The following is a 15,371-nucleotide window of genomic DNA, read 5'->3' as shown; positions in this document are numbered from 1 at the left end:
GTGCGGGTCCGGCCCGCACCGCCGCAGCCGGGCACGCGCGCGGCCCGGTGCGGGGCGCACCGGGCCGCGTCCACGCCGCCGCACGGTCACCCCTGCGGCGGCTCCCCCGGGTCAGTGCCCGCGGGCGATCCACTCCGCGAGGGCGGGTGCCTCGGCGCCGATGGTCGTCGGGTCGCCGTGGCCGGTCCGGACGACGGTCTCCCCGGGCAGCGTCAGCAGCCGGTCCCGGATCGAGTCGATGATGGTCGGGAAGTGCGAGAACGAGCGGCCGGTGGCACCGGGCCCGCCGTGGAAGAGGGTGTCGCCGGTGAACACCGTGCCCAGGTCGGGGGCGTAGAGGCAGACCGCCCCCGGGGCGTGGCCGGGCGTGTGGAGGACGGTCAGCGTGGTGCCGGCCACCTCGATGCGCCCGCCGTCGGCGAGCTCGCCGTCCGGGAGGCGGTCGGGGTGGGTCAGCTTCCACAGCGGGAGGTCGTCCGGGTGCAGCAGGACCGGCGCGCCGGTGCGCTCGGCGAGCGCGGGAGCGGCGTCGATGTGGTCGTTGTGCGCGTGGGTGGAGACGATGGCGACCAGCCGTCGCCCGCCGAGCGCCGCCTCGATCGCCTCGGCGTCGTGGGCCGCGTCGATCACCACGGCCTCGGCGTCGTCGCCGACGATCCAGACGTTGTTCTCCACCTCCCAGCTGCCGCCGTCGAGTTCGAAGGTGCCGGCGGTGACCAGCCGGTCGATCCGGGCCGCGCCGCTCACAGGACCACCACCGAACGGAGCACGTCGCCGTGGTGCATGCGCTCGAACGCCTGCTCCACCGCGTCGAGTTCGATGGTCTCGGTGACGAACGCGCCCAGGTCGAGGCGGCCCTGGAGGTAGAGGTCGATCAGCATCGGGAAGTCCCGCGAGGGCAGGCAGTCCCCGTACCAGGAGGACTTCAGCGCGCCGCCGCGCCCGAACACGTCCAGCAGCGGCAGCTCCAGCTGCATCTCGGGCGTCGGCACGCCGACCAGGACGACCGTGCCCGCCAGGTCGCGGGCGTAGAAGGCCTGCCGGTAGGTCTCCGGCCGGCCGACGGCCTCGACGACCACGTCGGCGCCGTGGCCTCCGGTCAGCTCACGGATCGCCTCGACCGGGTCGGTGTCCTTCGAGTTGACGGTGTGGGTGGCGCCGAGCTTCTCGGCGGTGGCGAGCTTGCGGTCGTCGATGTCCACCGCGATGATCTTCGCCGCGCCGGCGAGCCGCGAGCCGAGCACGGCCGCGCTTCCCACGCCGCCGCAGCCGATCACGGCGACCGTGTCGCCCCGGCCGACGTTGCCGGTGTTGATGGCGGCGCCGATGCCCGCCATCACGCCGCAGCCGAGCAGGCCGGCGACGGCCGGCTCGGCGGCCGGGTCCACCTTGGTGCACTGGCCGGCGGCGACCAGCGTCTTCTCCGCGAACGCACCGATGCCCAGGGCCGGGGACAGCTCGGTGCCGTCCAGCAGGGTCATCCGCTGCTTGGCGTTGTGGGTGTTGAAACAGTACTGGGACCGCCCGCGCCGACAGGCGCGGCACTGGCCGCAGACGGCGCGCCAGTTGAGGATCACGAAGTCACCGGGAGCGACCTCGGAGACGCCCTCGCCGACCGACTCGACGATGCCTGCGGCCTCGTGGCCCAGCAGGAACGGGAACTCGTCGTTGATGCCGCCCTCGCGGTAGTGCAGGTCCGTGTGGCAGACACCGCAGGCCTGGATCCGCACCACCGCCTCACCCGGCCCGGGATCGGGGACGACGATCGTCGTCACCTCTACGGGCGCGCCCTTGGCACGCGCGATGACTGCCTTGACCTGCTGGGCCATCCGATTCCACCTCCGTCGGCCGGCGCGACTCTGCAACCGGCTTGACCTGCGTCGACGCGAGTCCGACGACTCGCCCACGAAGCCTAGCGTCCGGCCCGGCGGCCTTCCGTGGAACGGCTCCGGTGATCCGGCTCACCACGGGATCGGAGGCACCCGGGGCCGGGTTCGGCGCGGGGGCCGGGAGGACGGCGGAACCGGTCCGTGCGGCGGGCGGAACCGGCCGCCCGCAGGGGCGCGCGAGCGCTGCCGAGCGCCCGTCAACGTGCTCTCGGCGCCCCGGCGTTGGCTGGAATCGTAGCTGACTGTGGCCCGTCGCCCACGTACGGTCGAACCGAACCTGGCCGACCGGCACATCGCCAACCGCCCTGCCGTCCCCGCGCACCGCCCGGATCCACCCCCCGCACGGCCGCCGCCCCGCGGCCACCGCCCTGGAGTCTGGAGTACGGATGTCCGCCGAGAACAGTGCCACCGGTGCCGGAACCGGCACCGACCCGAACCCCGGAACCGCGTCCGCCGTGCTGCCGCCCCTGCACTGCCTGCGCCTGCTCGCACCCGGCCCGCCCCGGCTGGCCGCGCTGCCCACCGGCACCCCGGTCTGGCTGGTCAGCCGACACGCCGACGTCCGCAAGGTGCTCACCGACCAGCGCCTGGGCCGGTCCACGCTCTACGCGCCCGGCGCCCCGCCGGTCTCCCGCACCCCGAACCTGCTCGACGACCCGTCCAGCATGCTCAACATAGACGGCGCCGAACACCAGCGGCTGCGCCGCACCGTCCAGCGCGCCTTCACCCCCCGGGCAACGGCCCGCTGGCGCCCGTGGGTGGCCTCGGTGATCGAGAGTCTGCTCAACGAGCTGATCGACCAGGGCTCCCCCGCCGACGTCGTCGCCGGCTACACCCGCCCGCTGCCGGTCGCCGTCATCAGCCGCCTGATGGGCCTGGACGGCCTCGACGGCAAGCGCCTCGCGCACTGGAGCGACCACGCCCTCTCCACCTCCGCCTACTCGGCGGAGGCGATCCGGACCGCCATGGACGAGTTCGCCGCCTTCGGCGCCGACCTCATCGCCGAACGCCGCGCCGCCCCCGGCGACGACCTGGTGAGCGGCCTGCTCGCGGCCGCCGCCGAGACCCCGGGGATCACCGAGCAGCAACTGGTCTCGCTGGTGATCGGCCTCGTGGTGGCCGGGCACGAGACCACCATGACCTCGCTCGGCAACGCCGTCGTCTACCTGCTCGGCGACGGCCGGGACGCCTGGGGGCAGCTCGCCTCGGACGAGCGGAGCGCCGCCGCCGCGACCGAGCAGCTGCTGCGCGCCGTCCCGCTCGGGGACGCCGACGTCCTGCCCGGCCTGCTGCGGCGGGCCGTCGAGGACGTGGAGATCGGCGGCGTGCTGATCCCCGCCGGCAGCGTGGTCGCCGCCAGCACCGACGCCGCCAACACCGACCCGTCGGTGTTCACCGGGGACCTGCTCACCGAGCTGTTCTCCCCGCTCGCCGGGCCGATGCTCACCTTCGGCGCCGGTCCGCACCACTGCCTGGGCGCCTGGCTGGCCCGGATGGAGCTGGAGCTCGCGCTGCACCGGCTGGCCCGCCGGCTCCCCTCGCTGCGGCTCGCCGAACCGGCGGACGCCATCGACTGGCGGCGCGGTCTGCTGACCCGCAGCCCGCAGAGCCTCCAGGTCGCCTGGTGACGGCCGCCGGCCGTCCGGCCACCGAGCCGGGCACCGAGCCGGACCTTCGGACGGGCTCGGGGCCGGGACCGGCTCACGGCCCCGCCACTGCTGCTTCGGCCACCACTGCCACCACTGCCACTGCCGCCCAGGTCGCCACGCACGCGGCCGAGCCGGTGGTGGTCGTCCGGGTGAACCGGGACCGGTGCATCGGCTCGGCCATGTGCGCGAACACCGCACCCGGCTCCCTGACCCTCGGCGCCGACGGGCTCGCCCGGCCGTTGAACGGCCCGTTCGCGGACGCCGACGACGACCTCGCCGCGGAGTTCTCCGGGGAGTTCTCCGGCCACCTCCCCGAAGGTCTCGCCGGAGAACACCTGACACCGGAGCTGACCGACGCGGTCGACTTCTGTCCGGTGGAGGCACTCGCCCTGTACGCCGCGCACGACGGCCGCCCGATCAGCCCGACCGACTGATCCCGGGCCGGCCTGAACGCCCACGGCCGTCGGAGCCCCCGGCCCGGAGCGCCGACGGCCGCACGGCGGACACCGCACCCGTCGGGCGTCAGCCCGCCGCCCGCAGTGCCTGCCGGACCTCCGAGGCCGGGTCGCCCTCGTGGTACGGACGCTCGCTCACCTCGATGTGGTCCAGGAACTCCTGGTACCGGAGCGCGTACGCGAGGTGGTAGAGCGGGCCGACCAGGTCCAGGGCCCGCTCCGGCTCGCAGCCGGGGAGCTGCGCCCGCCACGCGCCCGCCCACTCCCGGACCACCTGCGCCCACCCCTCCTCGCTCACGAACGCGCGCGGCCGCATCCCGTCCATGGCCGGGTGGCCGAGGCAGGAGTCCGCGTAGTCGATGACCACCGGATCCCCGCCGTCGGAGCGCCAGTTGCCGGGGTGGAAGTCACCGTGGACGAGGGTCTCCGGCAGCCCGCAGGCGGCCAGCTCCTCGACCAGGGCGGGCAGCCGGGCGGCGAGCACCCGGGCGGCGGCGAGCTCGTCGGCCGTCAGGTCCGACTCGGCCTCCAACCGGTCCAACAGGCCGTCGACCCCGGCGGCGAGCGCGCGCGGGGTCCGGTCGCGCAGACCGGCCGCGGCGGCCCGGCCGTCGGCCGCGAGCACCGCCTGGGCGGTGACCAGCCGCGACACGGCGCCGGCCACCTCCGCCTCCGAGGGGCCCCAGCAGTCCTCTCCGGCGACCTCGTCCATGAGCAGCCGGCCGGCGCCGGGGTCGGCGGCGATCACCGACGGCACCAGCGCCGGGTCCACGGCCCCGAACAGCGCGATCACGTCCGCCTCCCGGGCGTTGAACGCCGGGTTGATCACCTTCAGCCAGGCCGGTCCGGCGGCGGTCGGGAAGCGGAACAGCCCCGACAGGTTCCACGTCCGGACCTGCTCGGCCCGACCGGTGGCCGGGCGGCCGGCCGCGGCCAGCTCCCGTTCCGCCCAGGCGAGCGCCTCGCGCAGCCCGGACGGCGTGGCCCAGCCCGCCCGCCGCTCGGCGGGTCCGAGGAGTGCGGCGACGTCGGGCTCCGCAGGCCGCGGCGCCGCCGCGGCCGGGCGCTCCCACGTCTCCACGTGGTAGACGGTGTGTCCGCCGCCGCCCCCCTCACCGCCCGTCACCCCGGTGAGCCGGACCACCACCACGGGCACCCCGACCTCCGCCGCGACGCGTTCGGCCACCGGCCCGGCCGACGACCACCACGCCTCCGCCAGCTCGAAGGGGCCCACCGGGCCCAGGTAGTCGTCCCCGTGGGTGAGGTGGACGCTGACCGTCCGACCGTTCGCTCGCATCCGGGCATGTTCCCCCAGCTCATCCCATCCGCGCGAGCGATTTACCGCCCCGTCCGGGGCCGGTGCGGATCATGGCCGGTTCTCCGGGTGCGGGGCAGACGCGGCGGGCGCGGCTGCCTACGCTACCCAGCCATGCAGACAACCACTTCGGCGACGAAGCGCACGGGGCTCGTCGCCGCACTCGTCCTGTTCCTCAGCCTGATGGGCTTCGGTGGGCAGGCCACCGCCGCGCCCGCCGTCCTGGCGCCGCACTTCGCCCTGAGTGTGGACCACGCCACGGTGACACCCGGCCAGGTCGCCAACCTGACCGTGACGTTCACCAATCCGCAGACCACTGCCGTGCAGTTCCTCTACCTGTGGCTGCCGATGGTCGAGGTCGGCCCGCAGCCCGCAACCGGTGCGCGCGCGGAGTTCGTCGGATGTACCGGCGACGTGAGCCTGTGCGACTACCAGAGCAGCCGGGTGATCCTCAACCTGACCTCGCCCCAGGTGCCGATCGATCCGGGGACCAGCCGGACCATCACGCTGTCCTTCCGCTACCCCGCGACCTCCGACTGCACCGTCCACCCGGTCGTCGACTTCGCCCCGCACTACTTCCACTACGAGTACGCACTGGGCACGCTGTCCCACGACGGCGCGGAGGTCCCCACCCCCGCCGTCACCAGCACGCTGGTGTGCCCGCCCACGGTGTAACACCCCACCGCGCGCTCGCACCCCACTTGTCCTTGTTCGTCCCTACTCGTTCCCCGTTTCGCCCCCCCGCGGGGGGGCGAACGGGGACCGCCACCGGCCGGGCCGGCCGCCGCACCGCCTACCGGATCGCCACCGCCGCGCCGGACACCCGCACGCGGGTGTCCTCCTCGCGCAGCTCCACCCGCAGCACGCCCGGGCGGCCCAGGTCCTCGCCCTGGTGCAGGGTGAGGACCACCGGGTCCGCGACGGCGCCGAGTTCGCGCAGGTAGGCGCCGAAGGCCGCGGCCGCCGCGCCCGTCGCCGGGTCCTCGACCACACCGCCGACCGGGAACGGGTCCCGGACGTGGAAGACCTCGGGGCCGGCGCGCCAGACCAGTTGGACGGTGACCAGGTCACGCGCGGTCATGAAGGCGGCCAGGCCGTCGAAGTCGTAGGCCAGTCGGGCCAGCCGGTCGCGGGTGGCGGCGGCCAGCACCAGGTGCCGGGCGCCCGCGTAGGCGATCCGGGGCGGCAGCGCGGCGTCCAGGTCCCCGGGCGCCCAGCCGAGCAGCGCGAGCGCCTCGGCGACGTCCGCCCCGCCCACCTCCTCGACGTACGGCTCGACGCTGGTGAGGGTGGCGCGCAGCGTGCCGTCCGCGCCCTTGTCGACCTCGACCGGGACCTCGCCCGCCGCGGTGACGAAGACGTACCGTCCGGGACCGACCTGCTCGGCGAGGGCGACGGCGGAGGCGACGGTGGCGTGGCCGCAGAAGGGCACCTCCGTCAGCGGGCTGAAGTACCGCACGGTGTAACGCCCCTCGGCCCCGGCCTCGACCTCGGCCCCGCCCGCCCCGGCGGGGACCAGGAAGGCCGTCTCCGAGTAGCCGACCTCGGCGGCGAGGGCGAGCATCCGCTCGGCGGAGAGCCCGGAGGCGTCCAGCACCACGCCCGCCGGGTTGCCGCCGCCCGGGTCGGTGGCGAACGCGGCGTAGCGGAGGATCTCGGGCCCGGCGGCCCCGGCGGATGCGGAGGTCTCGGGAGTCAGGGGGGTCGCCGACACGGCGTCACTGGTCATGTCCGCAAGAACGTGGCAGGTCACGCCGCTGTTCCCGATCGCCGTCCCCGTCCGGCGGCCGACCCCTCACGCGGCCCGCCGGCCCCGGTGTTCCGCACGCCGCACCGTCAACGCCGCACCGTCAACGCGGCGCCGTCATGACGCCGTGCCGTCACCACGGCCCGCCGTCAGCGCAGCACCGCCTCCAGCAGGTCGGTCCCGAGCCGGGCACTGCCCGCCAGGTCGAGCCGGTAGAGCATGTACCGCCCGCGCCGGTGGGTGACCAGCAGCCCGGCCTTGCGGAGCACCGCCAGGTGCCGGGACACCTCGGGCGCGCTGAGCTGCCAGGCCGCCGCCAGCTCGCCGGTGGTGTGCGGCCCGCGCGCGATGGTCCGGGCCAGCCGCAGCCGGACGGGGTGGGCGAGCGCCTCCAGCCGCTGCTGGACGACGGCCAGCGAGACGGGCTCGGGCACGCCGTCCTCGGCCAGGGGGTACTGCACCACCGGCCGCCACCCGGCCGTGTGCACCACCACCAGGTGCGGCCGGCCGAACGCCGTCGGGATGAAGGTGACGCCGCCGGCGCCGGCCCCGTTGGTGGCGTTGTCCTGCAACTTGTCGACGACGATCCGGCGCCGTCCCCCGCCGGCGTCCTCCAGCGCCACCGAGGAGGAGACCGCCGCCAGCGCCTCGGCGGCGCCGCGCCGCACCAGCAGGTCGGTCTTCCGCCGGGCGTCGGCCGCGAGGTCGGGCAGCACCCGCCGCCAGGCGTCGGCGAAGAACGCCTCCGCGCAGTCCTCCAGCATCCGCCGGACCAGGGCGCGGACCGCCGTCGGGTCGGTGAGCAGCCGGTCCGCGAAGTCGGCCTGCCGGGGGCCGCGCGCCAGCGCGAGTTCGCGGGCCCGCTCCTGCGCCACCGGGTCGGTGAGCGGCGAGGTGATCCGGTGGGCGAGGCGGGAGGCCCCGCAGGTCAGCACCAGCGCGGCCCGGACGTACTGCTCGTCGTCGATCCGGTCGACGGCGTCCAGTTCGTCGGCGAGGGTGGCGCCGGGGATTCCGGGGACGAGGAAGTCGGCGCGCGAGGAGCGCCAGAGGAAGTCCGCCTCGGCGAGCCGCTCGGCGAGTGCGGGCGGGATGGACGCCGTGGTGCTCGCCGCCCACCCGTGCCGCTCGGGATGGTGCGCCGGCTCGCCGAGGACGTGCAGCATCGCGCTCATCTCGGCCAGCGGCGAGGGGGTGAAGATCAGGCGCTCGTCGGGCAGGGAGGTGATGTCGATGGTCAGGCTCACGCCCTGATCCTGCCACCCGCCCGCCGGCGGACCCGCGTCGATTGACGGTACTCGTCAATCGACGTGCCCGCGCGCGGGGTCCGGGCGGACGGTACCGGCCATGACCCCGTTCCAGAGCCCGGCCCGGCAGCAGCCCGCGCCACCCGTCCCGACCGTCGTCCCCGACCCCCGCACCGTTCCGGATCCGGCTCCGGCAGAGCCTCCGGCCGGTCGGCCGGGCCCGAAAGGCCCCGCGGGCCCGGCCGCCCTGATCTCCCTGCTCACCGCCGCCGGCGGTCGCCGCTACGCCGCCGCCCTCGTCGTCGACGCCCTCGGCACCGGCCTGCTCCGGCCGTTCCTCCTGCTCTACGGCATCGGCGTGCTGGCCCTGGACGCCGGGACGGCCGGCCTGGCCATGTCGGCCGGCATGGTCGTCGGCCTGCTGGTCCTCCCGCTCACCGGCCGCTGGATCGACCGGGGCGCCCGCAGCCTCCCGGCGGCGGCCACCCTGCTGGTCCGGGCGGCCGGCGCGCTGACGCTGCTGCTGTCCGACGGGGTGGCCGGCTTCACCGCGGCCGCCGTGCTGCTCGGCGTCGGCAGCCAGTCCTGGCCGACCACCCACGCCGCCGTGGTCTCGACGCTCACCGAGGGCCGCACCCGGGACGCCGCGCTGGCGGCCGGCCGGACGCTGCGCAACGCCGGTCTGGGCGCGGGCGCGCTGCTCGCCACCCTGGCGGTGGCCGGCGGCTCGGGCACGATCCGGCTGCTCGCCGGGGTGACCGCCGTCGCCTGCCTGGTCGCGGCGGTCCTCGTCCACTCCCTGCGGGTCGACACGAGCCGGCCGCCCGGCGCGGCCGACGCCCCGGGCACCGGCGGCACCGTGGCCACCGGGAAGGCCGGCGGCGCTCCCTCCGGCCCGGCCGCGACGGGCCCCGAGCTGCGGCGGATCACCCTGCTCAGCCTCGCCAACCTTCCCTACTCGTTCTCCTTCGACGTGCTGGAGGTGGCGCTGCCCGCCCTGCTGGTGCTGCACCTGCACGCCTCCCCCGCCTGGTCGTCCGGGGTGTTCGTGGGCAACACGGTGCTGGTGATCACGCTCCAGCTGGCTCTGGTGCTCCGCCTCGCCGACCGGTCCCGACGCGCGGTGCTGGCGGCCGGCGGCGCCGCCCTCGCGCTCTCGTACCTGGGGTTCTGGGCGGCCGGAACGCTCGGCGGCACGGCAGGCGCCGCGACCGTGGCGGCCGTCTCGGTGCTCTTCACCCTCGGCGAGATCCTCTACTCCGGCTCCGGGACGGCCCTGGTCGCCGCCACCGCACCGCCGGAGCAGCTCGGCCGGGCGCTGGCCCGCTGGGAGCTGTCGATGGGCGTCGGCCGCGCGCTGGCTCCGGCGGCCCTGACGGCCCTGCTGGCCGTCGGCCCGGGCTTCCTCTGGGGGGTCCTCGCCGCCACCACCCTGCTCGCCGCCGCGGCCGTCACCCGCCTCGCCCCGACCGGGTGACCCCCGACCGCCCGGCCGTTCGACCGTTCGGCCTCCCGCCCCTCAGCCCCCGGGCCGTCCACCCGCCGGCCCGCCCCGGGGTGCGGGCGGGCGCGCGGTCGCCGATGCTGGGCGGCGACGCGTGGACGCACTCCGCGCGGGACGACGCGCCCGGCCGCGAGGAAGGACACCCCGCATGAGCGCCCTCGACTTCGAGATCATCGACAGCCCCGACAGCTCCCTGAACAAGACCTCCGTGCTGGTGACCGGCCCGAGTGACGCCCTGCTGGTGGACGCGGGGTTCACCCGGTCCGACGGGCGCCGGCTGGCCGAGCGGGTGAGGGCCACCGGCAAGCGCCTCACCACGGTGTTCGTCAGCCACGGGGACCCGGACTTCTACTTCGGCGCCCAGGAGGTGCAGGACGTCTTCCCGGAGGCCCGGTTCCTGGCCTCCGCCCTGACCGTCGAGCACATCGACGAGACCTTCGACACCAAGCTCGCGGCCTGGGAGCACCTGGGCCCCGAGCTGCCCACCCGGCTGGTCCGCCCCGAGGTGCTGCACAACGACGAGCTGGTCTTCGAGGGACACCGGTTCGAACTGCGCGGCGCCGACTTCCACCTGCCCGACCGGCACTACCTGTGGCAGCACCACCACCGCGCCGTCCTGGGCGGGGTCCTGCTCTTCCAGGGCCTGCACGTGTGGACGGCGGACACCCCGACCCCGGAGCAGCGCGCGGCCTGGATCGGCCTGCTCGACGACATGGCGGTGCTCGAACCGGAGTTCGTGGCGGCCGGCCACCGGTCGGCGGGCTCGCCCACCGACACCGGTCCGATCGACCACACCCGGGACTACCTGCGGGCCTTCGAGACGGAGGTCGGCCGGGCGCCGGACGCGGCGTCCGCCAAGGAGGCGCTGGAGCGGAGGTTCCCGGAGCTGGGCATGACCTTGGCGGTCGACCTCGGGACCAAGGTCGCCAAGGGCGAGATGACCTGGGGCTGAGACGCGATGATCGAGATCCCGAGGTCCACCGCCGCGTTCGCCGAGTCCGACGCGCCGGCCGACGTGGTCCGCCGCCAGTACCTGGCCTCGGCGCGCGGCGATCTCGCCGCGCTGCGGGCCACCCTCGCCGAAGACGTCGAGTGGACCGAGATGGCGGGCTTCCCCCTGGCCGGCACGTACCGGACGCCCAAGGGCGTCACCAGCGGGGTGATGGAGCGGCTGGCCGCCGACTGGGAGGGCTGGACCGCGCACGACGACCGCTACGTGGTGGACGGCGAGAACGTGGTCGTGCTGGCCCGCTACACGGCCGTCCACCGGGTGACCCGCCGGTCGCTGGCGATCCGGGTGGCGCACCACTTCACGGTGCGGGGCGGCCGGATCGTCCGGTTCGAGCAGTTCACCGACACCGCCCTGGTCCGCGACGCGATGTCACCGTGACGCCCTGACTCCGCCCCCACCCCGCTCCGTCCCCACCGTTCCGGACCGTCCGTACGCGGTGGGGCCGCCGCCCGGTCCTCGTCACCCGTTCGGGGGAGCCCGCGCGGCGCGCCCGAGTGCGGTCTCGACAGCCCCGCCGGGCGACGGCAGGCTGTCCGTGATTCCGGCCGGAGAGCGAGGAGTTCACCATGAGCACGGACAGCACGGACAGCACGGGCACCACCGGCGGTACCGGCGGCACGGGCGACGGCGGGACGGAGCACCCGTACGTCATCGTCGGCGCCTCCCTCGGGGGCGCCAAGGCCGCCCAGGCACTGCGCGAGGCCGGCTACCGGGGCGGCATCGTCCTGATCGGCGACGAGCACGAGCGCCCGTACGAGCGGCCGCCGCTCTCCAAGGGCTACCTGCTCGGCAAGTCCGCGCGGGAGAAGATCTACGTCCATCCCCCGCAGTGGTACGCGGAGCACGACGTGACCCTGCGCCTGGGCACGGCGGTGACCGCGATCGACCTGGCGGCGCACACCGTCACGCTGGCCGACCACAGCCGGGTGGAGTACGCCAAGCTGCTGCTGACCACCGGTTCGGTGCCGCGCCGGCTGCCGGTGCCCGGCGCCGACCAGGACGGTGTGCTGTACCTGCGCCGGGTCGAGGACAGCGACCGGATCCGGGCGGCGTTCCGGTCCGGCGGGCGGATCGTGGTGATCGGGGCCGGCTGGATCGGCCTGGAGACGGCGGCGGCGGCCCGGGCGGCGGGCGCCGAGGTGACCGTGCTGGAGGCGGCCGAACTCCCGCTGCTCCGGGTGCTGGGCCGCGAGGTCGCCCAGGTCTTCGCCGACCTGCACCGCGACCACGGGGTGGACCTGCGGTTCGGCGCGAAGGTCGCGGAACTGACCGGCGAGGACGGGCAGGTGACGGGTGTCCGGCTGGCCGACGGCTCGTCGGTGGCGGCGGACGCCGTCGTGGTCGGCATCGGCATCGCCCCGGACACCGGACTCGCCGAGGCGGCCGGGCTGGAGATCGAGAACGGCGTCAAGACCGACGAGCACCTCCGGACGTCGGACCCGGACGTCTACGCGGCCGGTGACGTCGCCAACGCCTTCCACCCCCAGCTCGGCCGGCACATCCGGGTCGAGCACTGGGCCAACGCGGTCAACCAGCCGCAGACGGCGGCCCGGGCGATGCTCGGCGAGGACGCCGCCTACGACCGGGTGCCGTACTTCTTCTCGGACCAGTACGACCTGGGGATGGAGTACGTCGGCTACGTGGAGCCGGGCGGCTACGACAAGGTGGTGTTCCGGGGCGACGTGAAGGCGAAGGAGTTCATCGCCTTCTGGCTGAAGGACGGCCGGGTGCTGGCGGGCATGAACGTGAACATCTGGGACGTCGTCGATCCGATCCGCAACCTGATCCGGTCACAGCGGACGGTGGACGTGGACCGGCTGACGGATCCGGACGTTCCGCTCGGCGACGTCTGAGACACGTCCGGCACTCCGGCTCGATCAGCCGACCGTCCGTGATCCTCACGCCGGTTCGGCACGGAGCCCCCGGACAGCGCCCGCTGTCCGGGGGCTCTGCTCCACCCTTCGTCACCGGGGTCGTCGGGAGAAGGTGGTCCGGCCGCCCCGTGGGGGACGTTCGACGGCCGGACCGGTCCGATGGGTCCCGGGCTACGCTGGAACCACTTCCGGCTCGGGTGCGGGCGCCGTGTCCGGGTGGTCCGTCAGCAGCCGGGCGGGGGCCTCCGGAGGCGTGGGTCCGGGACCGATCGGACCGGGGTGTGTGGTCATACTGGTGTCTCCTCACACGGTGGGGTGTCCGACGTCGGCGACGCCGGAGCCGTTCTGTGGTGCGGAACCCGTCCCGGTGGCTGCTCTGCCACGATCCGGCTGCCGGGACGGGAGCTCAACGCCCTTTGCGCCCCAAGCGGGCAGCCGTGGTGTTGGCGTTGTTGGCGTGGGTGATCGACTTCCCGGCGGCCTTGCCGTTGTCGCTCTTCTCCCGCGCGTCGTTCGTGTGGGCCTTGGCGGCCTGGCGGTGCTGATCGCTCAAGGGCGGGTCGGGATCGCGAGCCATGGTCCGGTGTCTCCTATCCGAGTCGGGGGTTGAACGCCGTCAGAAGCAGCACGGCGAAGAGCGCGATGCCGGCCAGCGAGACGGCGACCGCCAACGGGCCCGGTGACGGGCCTCGGTAGTCCTCCATGCCGTCGTCATCCACCGTGCTCGGCCTCACGGTGTCGTGCGGCGTGGATCCGGGCGTCGACAGCCCGGGAGTGGTCTTCGGCCTCCTCGGAAACCTGCTCCAGCGCTGCCCACGCGGCACACACCAGGCAGTTGACGACCTCGGGCCCGGTCTCCGTGATCACAGCTCGTCCTTCGGCACCATGACCCACGGCGTCGTCACGACGTGCGCGTAGCTCCGGTGATCCTGGTGGTCCCGCAAGTGCTTCCCGGGCCACTGCTGTGCGACCTCGAACGACTCCGTGACCGGGCTCTGCGCCGCGCACGGCCGGCCGTCCTCGGACTCCCCTTCGCACCGGTAGCGGTGCAGGACCGGGGGCCGGTCGGGTTCCACGTCGATCCGCAGCACCCAGTCCATGAACCGCCACCGGCCGCGAACCGGGCGGGGAACGTCGGACGACGATGCCAGCGTGCTGCTCTCCGCCTCCGCGCCCGCTTGGATGACCCTCGCCAGCCCGTTCCGTGGGATTCGGAGGAGGTGGGTCCACGGGTCGACGGGCTCCAGCCTGCGGGCCGTCATACCGACCGCCGGCTGACACAGGTGACGCACTCGCAGTGCGCGAGGATCGCGTCCCGCTGGAGGGCTTCGCCCGGCGCGACGGGGGTGGGCGAGCGCTTGGCCTCCAGGTAGTCGGTCAGGGGGGATCCACTGCTCGCTCTCCGCCGCTTGGGGAATGGCTGCGCCGGATCCCTCTTCGCCCACTCGGCCTTCGGCGTCAACGCACGGCGCGTCATGGATCACCCTTTCAGGTTCGTTGCATCACTGCTGCTCAGATGAACTGAGGGCTCAATCATCACGAGCCTGACTTAAGATCAATATGCGCAAACGCGGCAAACGCATTGACGCCGTCCGTCAATATGAGGCGTATGACGACGTCAATGCTGCGTATGGATCGAGCCGTGAGGCGCCAGACAGAACGAGCCGCTCGGGAGATCCGCCTCGCCTGCCTCCGCGAAGGCGCCACAACGGACGAGACCGTAGACCGCATCCTTGCCGCTCACCCGCAGGTCCATCCCCTCGAAGCACATCGTTGGGCATACGGCTGGAGCCGGCCGGAGCTGTCCGCACGGCTGGACCGGGAGTACGAGGCTGACTCGCTGATCCCGCCTGCCATGTCGGACGCTGAGCTGTGCCGATACGAGCACGGCCAGCGTCGACCGTCCGACGACCGGATCGACTACCTGTGTCGCGTATACGGCACCCGCCCCGACCGGTTGGGCTTCGGCCGGGACTACAGTGGACGCATGTTGGGACATCTGGAGTCGGCTGGACTCCATGACCTCTTTCCGATCACCAATGCCGACTCGAAGGCCGATCTGATCCAGCGCATCCGTGAGGCTCGGTTGCGGATCACGATGTTCGGTCTGACGCGCAATTTCTATGGCAGTGAAGAACTTCTGAACCTCTTTGTCTCCAAGTCGCACGAGGTTCCGATCAGGGTCTTCATCATGGATCCTTTCTGCGCCTCCAGGAAGGACCGGTATCGACTGGAGCCGGCGGAGGCAGCCATGGAGGATCCCGCACGGTACATGCGCGAGGTGCTAACCCCCTTGACCGAGGCTGCCCGGCGCGGCGGCGACTTCAAGATCTACCTTTTCAACTTTCCTTGCTCATTTGCCATGGAAATGATCGATGACACGATGCGGGTCATGATCTACGGGCACGGAAAGCGCGGCACGGACGGGCCGATTCTCGTCTTCGGGAAGGGAGATACTGCGACCGGTCCCACGCCGTACTGGCACTATTTCGAGAGCCAGTTGGCATGGATCCAGCGACTCGCCGACGCTGAGGAAGCGCCGGAACCATGGCGGTCGAAGGGGATTCGCGTCACGCAGTGTTAGGTCACTGTGCGGCAGCCGGGGCACAGCTTGCCTGCCACCGACACCGGCCTCCCGCACTACCTCTCCCACCCCTGACATGAGACACCCCTTACAGT

Annotated in this window: 17 protein-coding genes; 8 read left to right on the top strand and 9 right to left on the bottom strand. The window is 73.8% G+C overall.

Annotated features, from left to right (window positions below; genetic code table 11):
• Positions 1–111: 111 nt before the first annotated feature.
• Together ACFWIC_RS17805 and ACFWIC_RS17800 are read right to left on the bottom strand one after the other, a co-directional pair.
• The gene (locus ACFWIC_RS17805) at positions 112–747 is read right to left on the bottom strand and encodes an MBL fold metallo-hydrolase (RefSeq protein ID WP_329881806.1); all 636 of its coding nucleotides are present in this window, start codon (positions 745–747) and stop codon (positions 112–114) included.
• Entirely contained in the window at positions 744–1,829 is a 1,086-nt protein-coding gene (locus ACFWIC_RS17800; RefSeq protein WP_329881805.1) for an S-(hydroxymethyl)mycothiol dehydrogenase, read from the bottom strand. Before ACFWIC_RS17800 ends, ACFWIC_RS17805 begins: the two co-directional genes overlap by 4 nt.
• Before the next feature lie 446 nt (positions 1,830–2,275).
• On the opposite strand from ACFWIC_RS17800, the gene ACFWIC_RS17795 reads away from it, so the two are divergent.
• Both ACFWIC_RS17795 and ACFWIC_RS17790 read left to right on the top strand, forming a co-directional pair.
• The gene (locus ACFWIC_RS17795) at positions 2,276–3,517 is read left to right on the top strand and encodes a cytochrome P450 (RefSeq protein ID WP_329951115.1); all 1,242 of its coding nucleotides are present in this window, start codon (positions 2,276–2,278) and stop codon (positions 3,515–3,517) included.
• The gene (locus tag ACFWIC_RS17790) at positions 3,514–3,972 is read left to right on the top strand and encodes a ferredoxin (RefSeq protein WP_380519304.1); all 459 of its coding nucleotides are present in this window, start codon (positions 3,514–3,516) and stop codon (positions 3,970–3,972) included. Before ACFWIC_RS17795 ends, ACFWIC_RS17790 begins: the two co-directional genes overlap by 4 nt.
• 88 nt (positions 3,973–4,060) lie before the next feature.
• Here ACFWIC_RS17790 and ACFWIC_RS17785 read toward each other — a convergent pair whose 3' ends face one another.
• Positions 4,061–5,290, bottom strand: coding sequence for a phosphotransferase family protein (locus ACFWIC_RS17785; protein ID WP_380519302.1), 1,230 nt, complete (start codon positions 5,288–5,290; stop codon positions 4,061–4,063).
• 132 nt (positions 5,291–5,422) lie between these two features.
• On the opposite strand from ACFWIC_RS17785, the gene ACFWIC_RS17780 reads away from it, so the two are divergent.
• Positions 5,423–5,983: a hypothetical protein gene (locus tag ACFWIC_RS17780; RefSeq protein WP_355405252.1), complete on the top strand. Its 561-nt coding sequence runs from the start codon at positions 5,423–5,425 to the stop codon at positions 5,981–5,983.
• A 118-nt stretch (positions 5,984–6,101) separates the two neighbouring features.
• Here ACFWIC_RS17780 and ACFWIC_RS17775 read toward each other — a convergent pair whose 3' ends face one another.
• Together ACFWIC_RS17775 and ACFWIC_RS17770 are read right to left on the bottom strand one after the other, a co-directional pair.
• The gene (locus ACFWIC_RS17775; protein WP_380519301.1) at positions 6,102–7,037 is read right to left on the bottom strand and encodes a PhzF family phenazine biosynthesis protein; all 936 of its coding nucleotides are present in this window, start codon (positions 7,035–7,037) and stop codon (positions 6,102–6,104) included.
• Positions 7,038–7,204: 167 nt separating this feature from the next.
• Positions 7,205–8,302 carry a DUF5937 family protein gene (locus tag ACFWIC_RS17770; RefSeq protein WP_329951120.1) on the bottom strand — a complete coding sequence of 366 codons (1,098 nt, stop codon included), beginning with the start codon at positions 8,300–8,302 and terminating at the stop codon, positions 7,205–7,207.
• Positions 8,303–8,402: 100 nt separating this feature from the next.
• Between ACFWIC_RS17770 and ACFWIC_RS17765 the strand changes: the two genes are divergently transcribed.
• From ACFWIC_RS17765 to ACFWIC_RS17750, 4 genes are all read left to right on the top strand, one after another.
• A complete protein-coding gene (locus ACFWIC_RS17765; protein ID WP_380519299.1) occupies positions 8,403–9,779 on the top strand; it encodes an MFS transporter in 1,377 nt (458 codons plus the stop codon).
• A gap of 175 nt (positions 9,780–9,954) precedes the next feature.
• Complete coding sequence (locus ACFWIC_RS17760; RefSeq protein ID WP_380519297.1) at positions 9,955–10,758, top strand: MBL fold metallo-hydrolase; 804 nt, start codon at positions 9,955–9,957, stop codon at positions 10,756–10,758.
• A gap of 6 nt (positions 10,759–10,764) precedes the next feature.
• The gene (locus tag ACFWIC_RS17755; RefSeq protein ID WP_329951123.1) at positions 10,765–11,196 is read left to right on the top strand and encodes a nuclear transport factor 2 family protein; all 432 of its coding nucleotides are present in this window, start codon (positions 10,765–10,767) and stop codon (positions 11,194–11,196) included.
• A gap of 188 nt (positions 11,197–11,384) precedes the next feature.
• On the top strand, positions 11,385–12,671 hold the full coding sequence (locus ACFWIC_RS17750) for an FAD-dependent oxidoreductase (protein WP_329951124.1): 1,287 nt from the start codon (positions 11,385–11,387) through the stop codon (positions 12,669–12,671).
• 427 nt (positions 12,672–13,098) lie between these two features.
• On the opposite strand, the gene ACFWIC_RS17745 is transcribed toward ACFWIC_RS17750, so the two are convergent.
• The 4 genes from ACFWIC_RS17745 to ACFWIC_RS17730 form a co-directional block, all read right to left on the bottom strand.
• Positions 13,099–13,269, bottom strand: coding sequence for a hypothetical protein (locus ACFWIC_RS17745; RefSeq protein ID WP_329951125.1), 171 nt, complete (start codon positions 13,267–13,269; stop codon positions 13,099–13,101).
• 134 nt (positions 13,270–13,403) lie between these two features.
• On the bottom strand, positions 13,404–13,559 hold the full coding sequence (locus tag ACFWIC_RS17740; protein WP_329881793.1) for a hypothetical protein: 156 nt from the start codon (positions 13,557–13,559) through the stop codon (positions 13,404–13,406).
• Positions 13,556–13,792, bottom strand: a complete 237-nt coding sequence (locus ACFWIC_RS17735; RefSeq protein WP_329881792.1) for a hypothetical protein — start codon at positions 13,790–13,792, stop codon at positions 13,556–13,558. The genes ACFWIC_RS17740 and ACFWIC_RS17735 overlap by 4 nt, the downstream gene beginning before the upstream one ends.
• Positions 13,793–13,950: 158 nt before the next feature.
• The gene (locus tag ACFWIC_RS17730) at positions 13,951–14,169 is read right to left on the bottom strand and encodes a hypothetical protein (RefSeq protein WP_380519294.1); all 219 of its coding nucleotides are present in this window, start codon (positions 14,167–14,169) and stop codon (positions 13,951–13,953) included.
• 132 nt (positions 14,170–14,301) lie between these two features.
• On the opposite strand from ACFWIC_RS17730, the gene ACFWIC_RS17725 reads away from it, so the two are divergent.
• Positions 14,302–15,276 carry a hypothetical protein gene (locus ACFWIC_RS17725; RefSeq protein WP_380519293.1) on the top strand — a complete coding sequence of 325 codons (975 nt, stop codon included), beginning with the start codon at positions 14,302–14,304 and terminating at the stop codon, positions 15,274–15,276.
• Positions 15,277–15,371 lie beyond the last annotated feature (95 nt).

Origin of the sequence: Kitasatospora sp. NPDC127035 (assembly GCF_042726075.1) — a bacterium.
Lineage (GTDB): Bacteria > Actinomycetota > Actinomycetes > Streptomycetales > Streptomycetaceae > Kitasatospora.
This window is presented reverse-complemented; position numbering and strand designations above follow the sequence as displayed.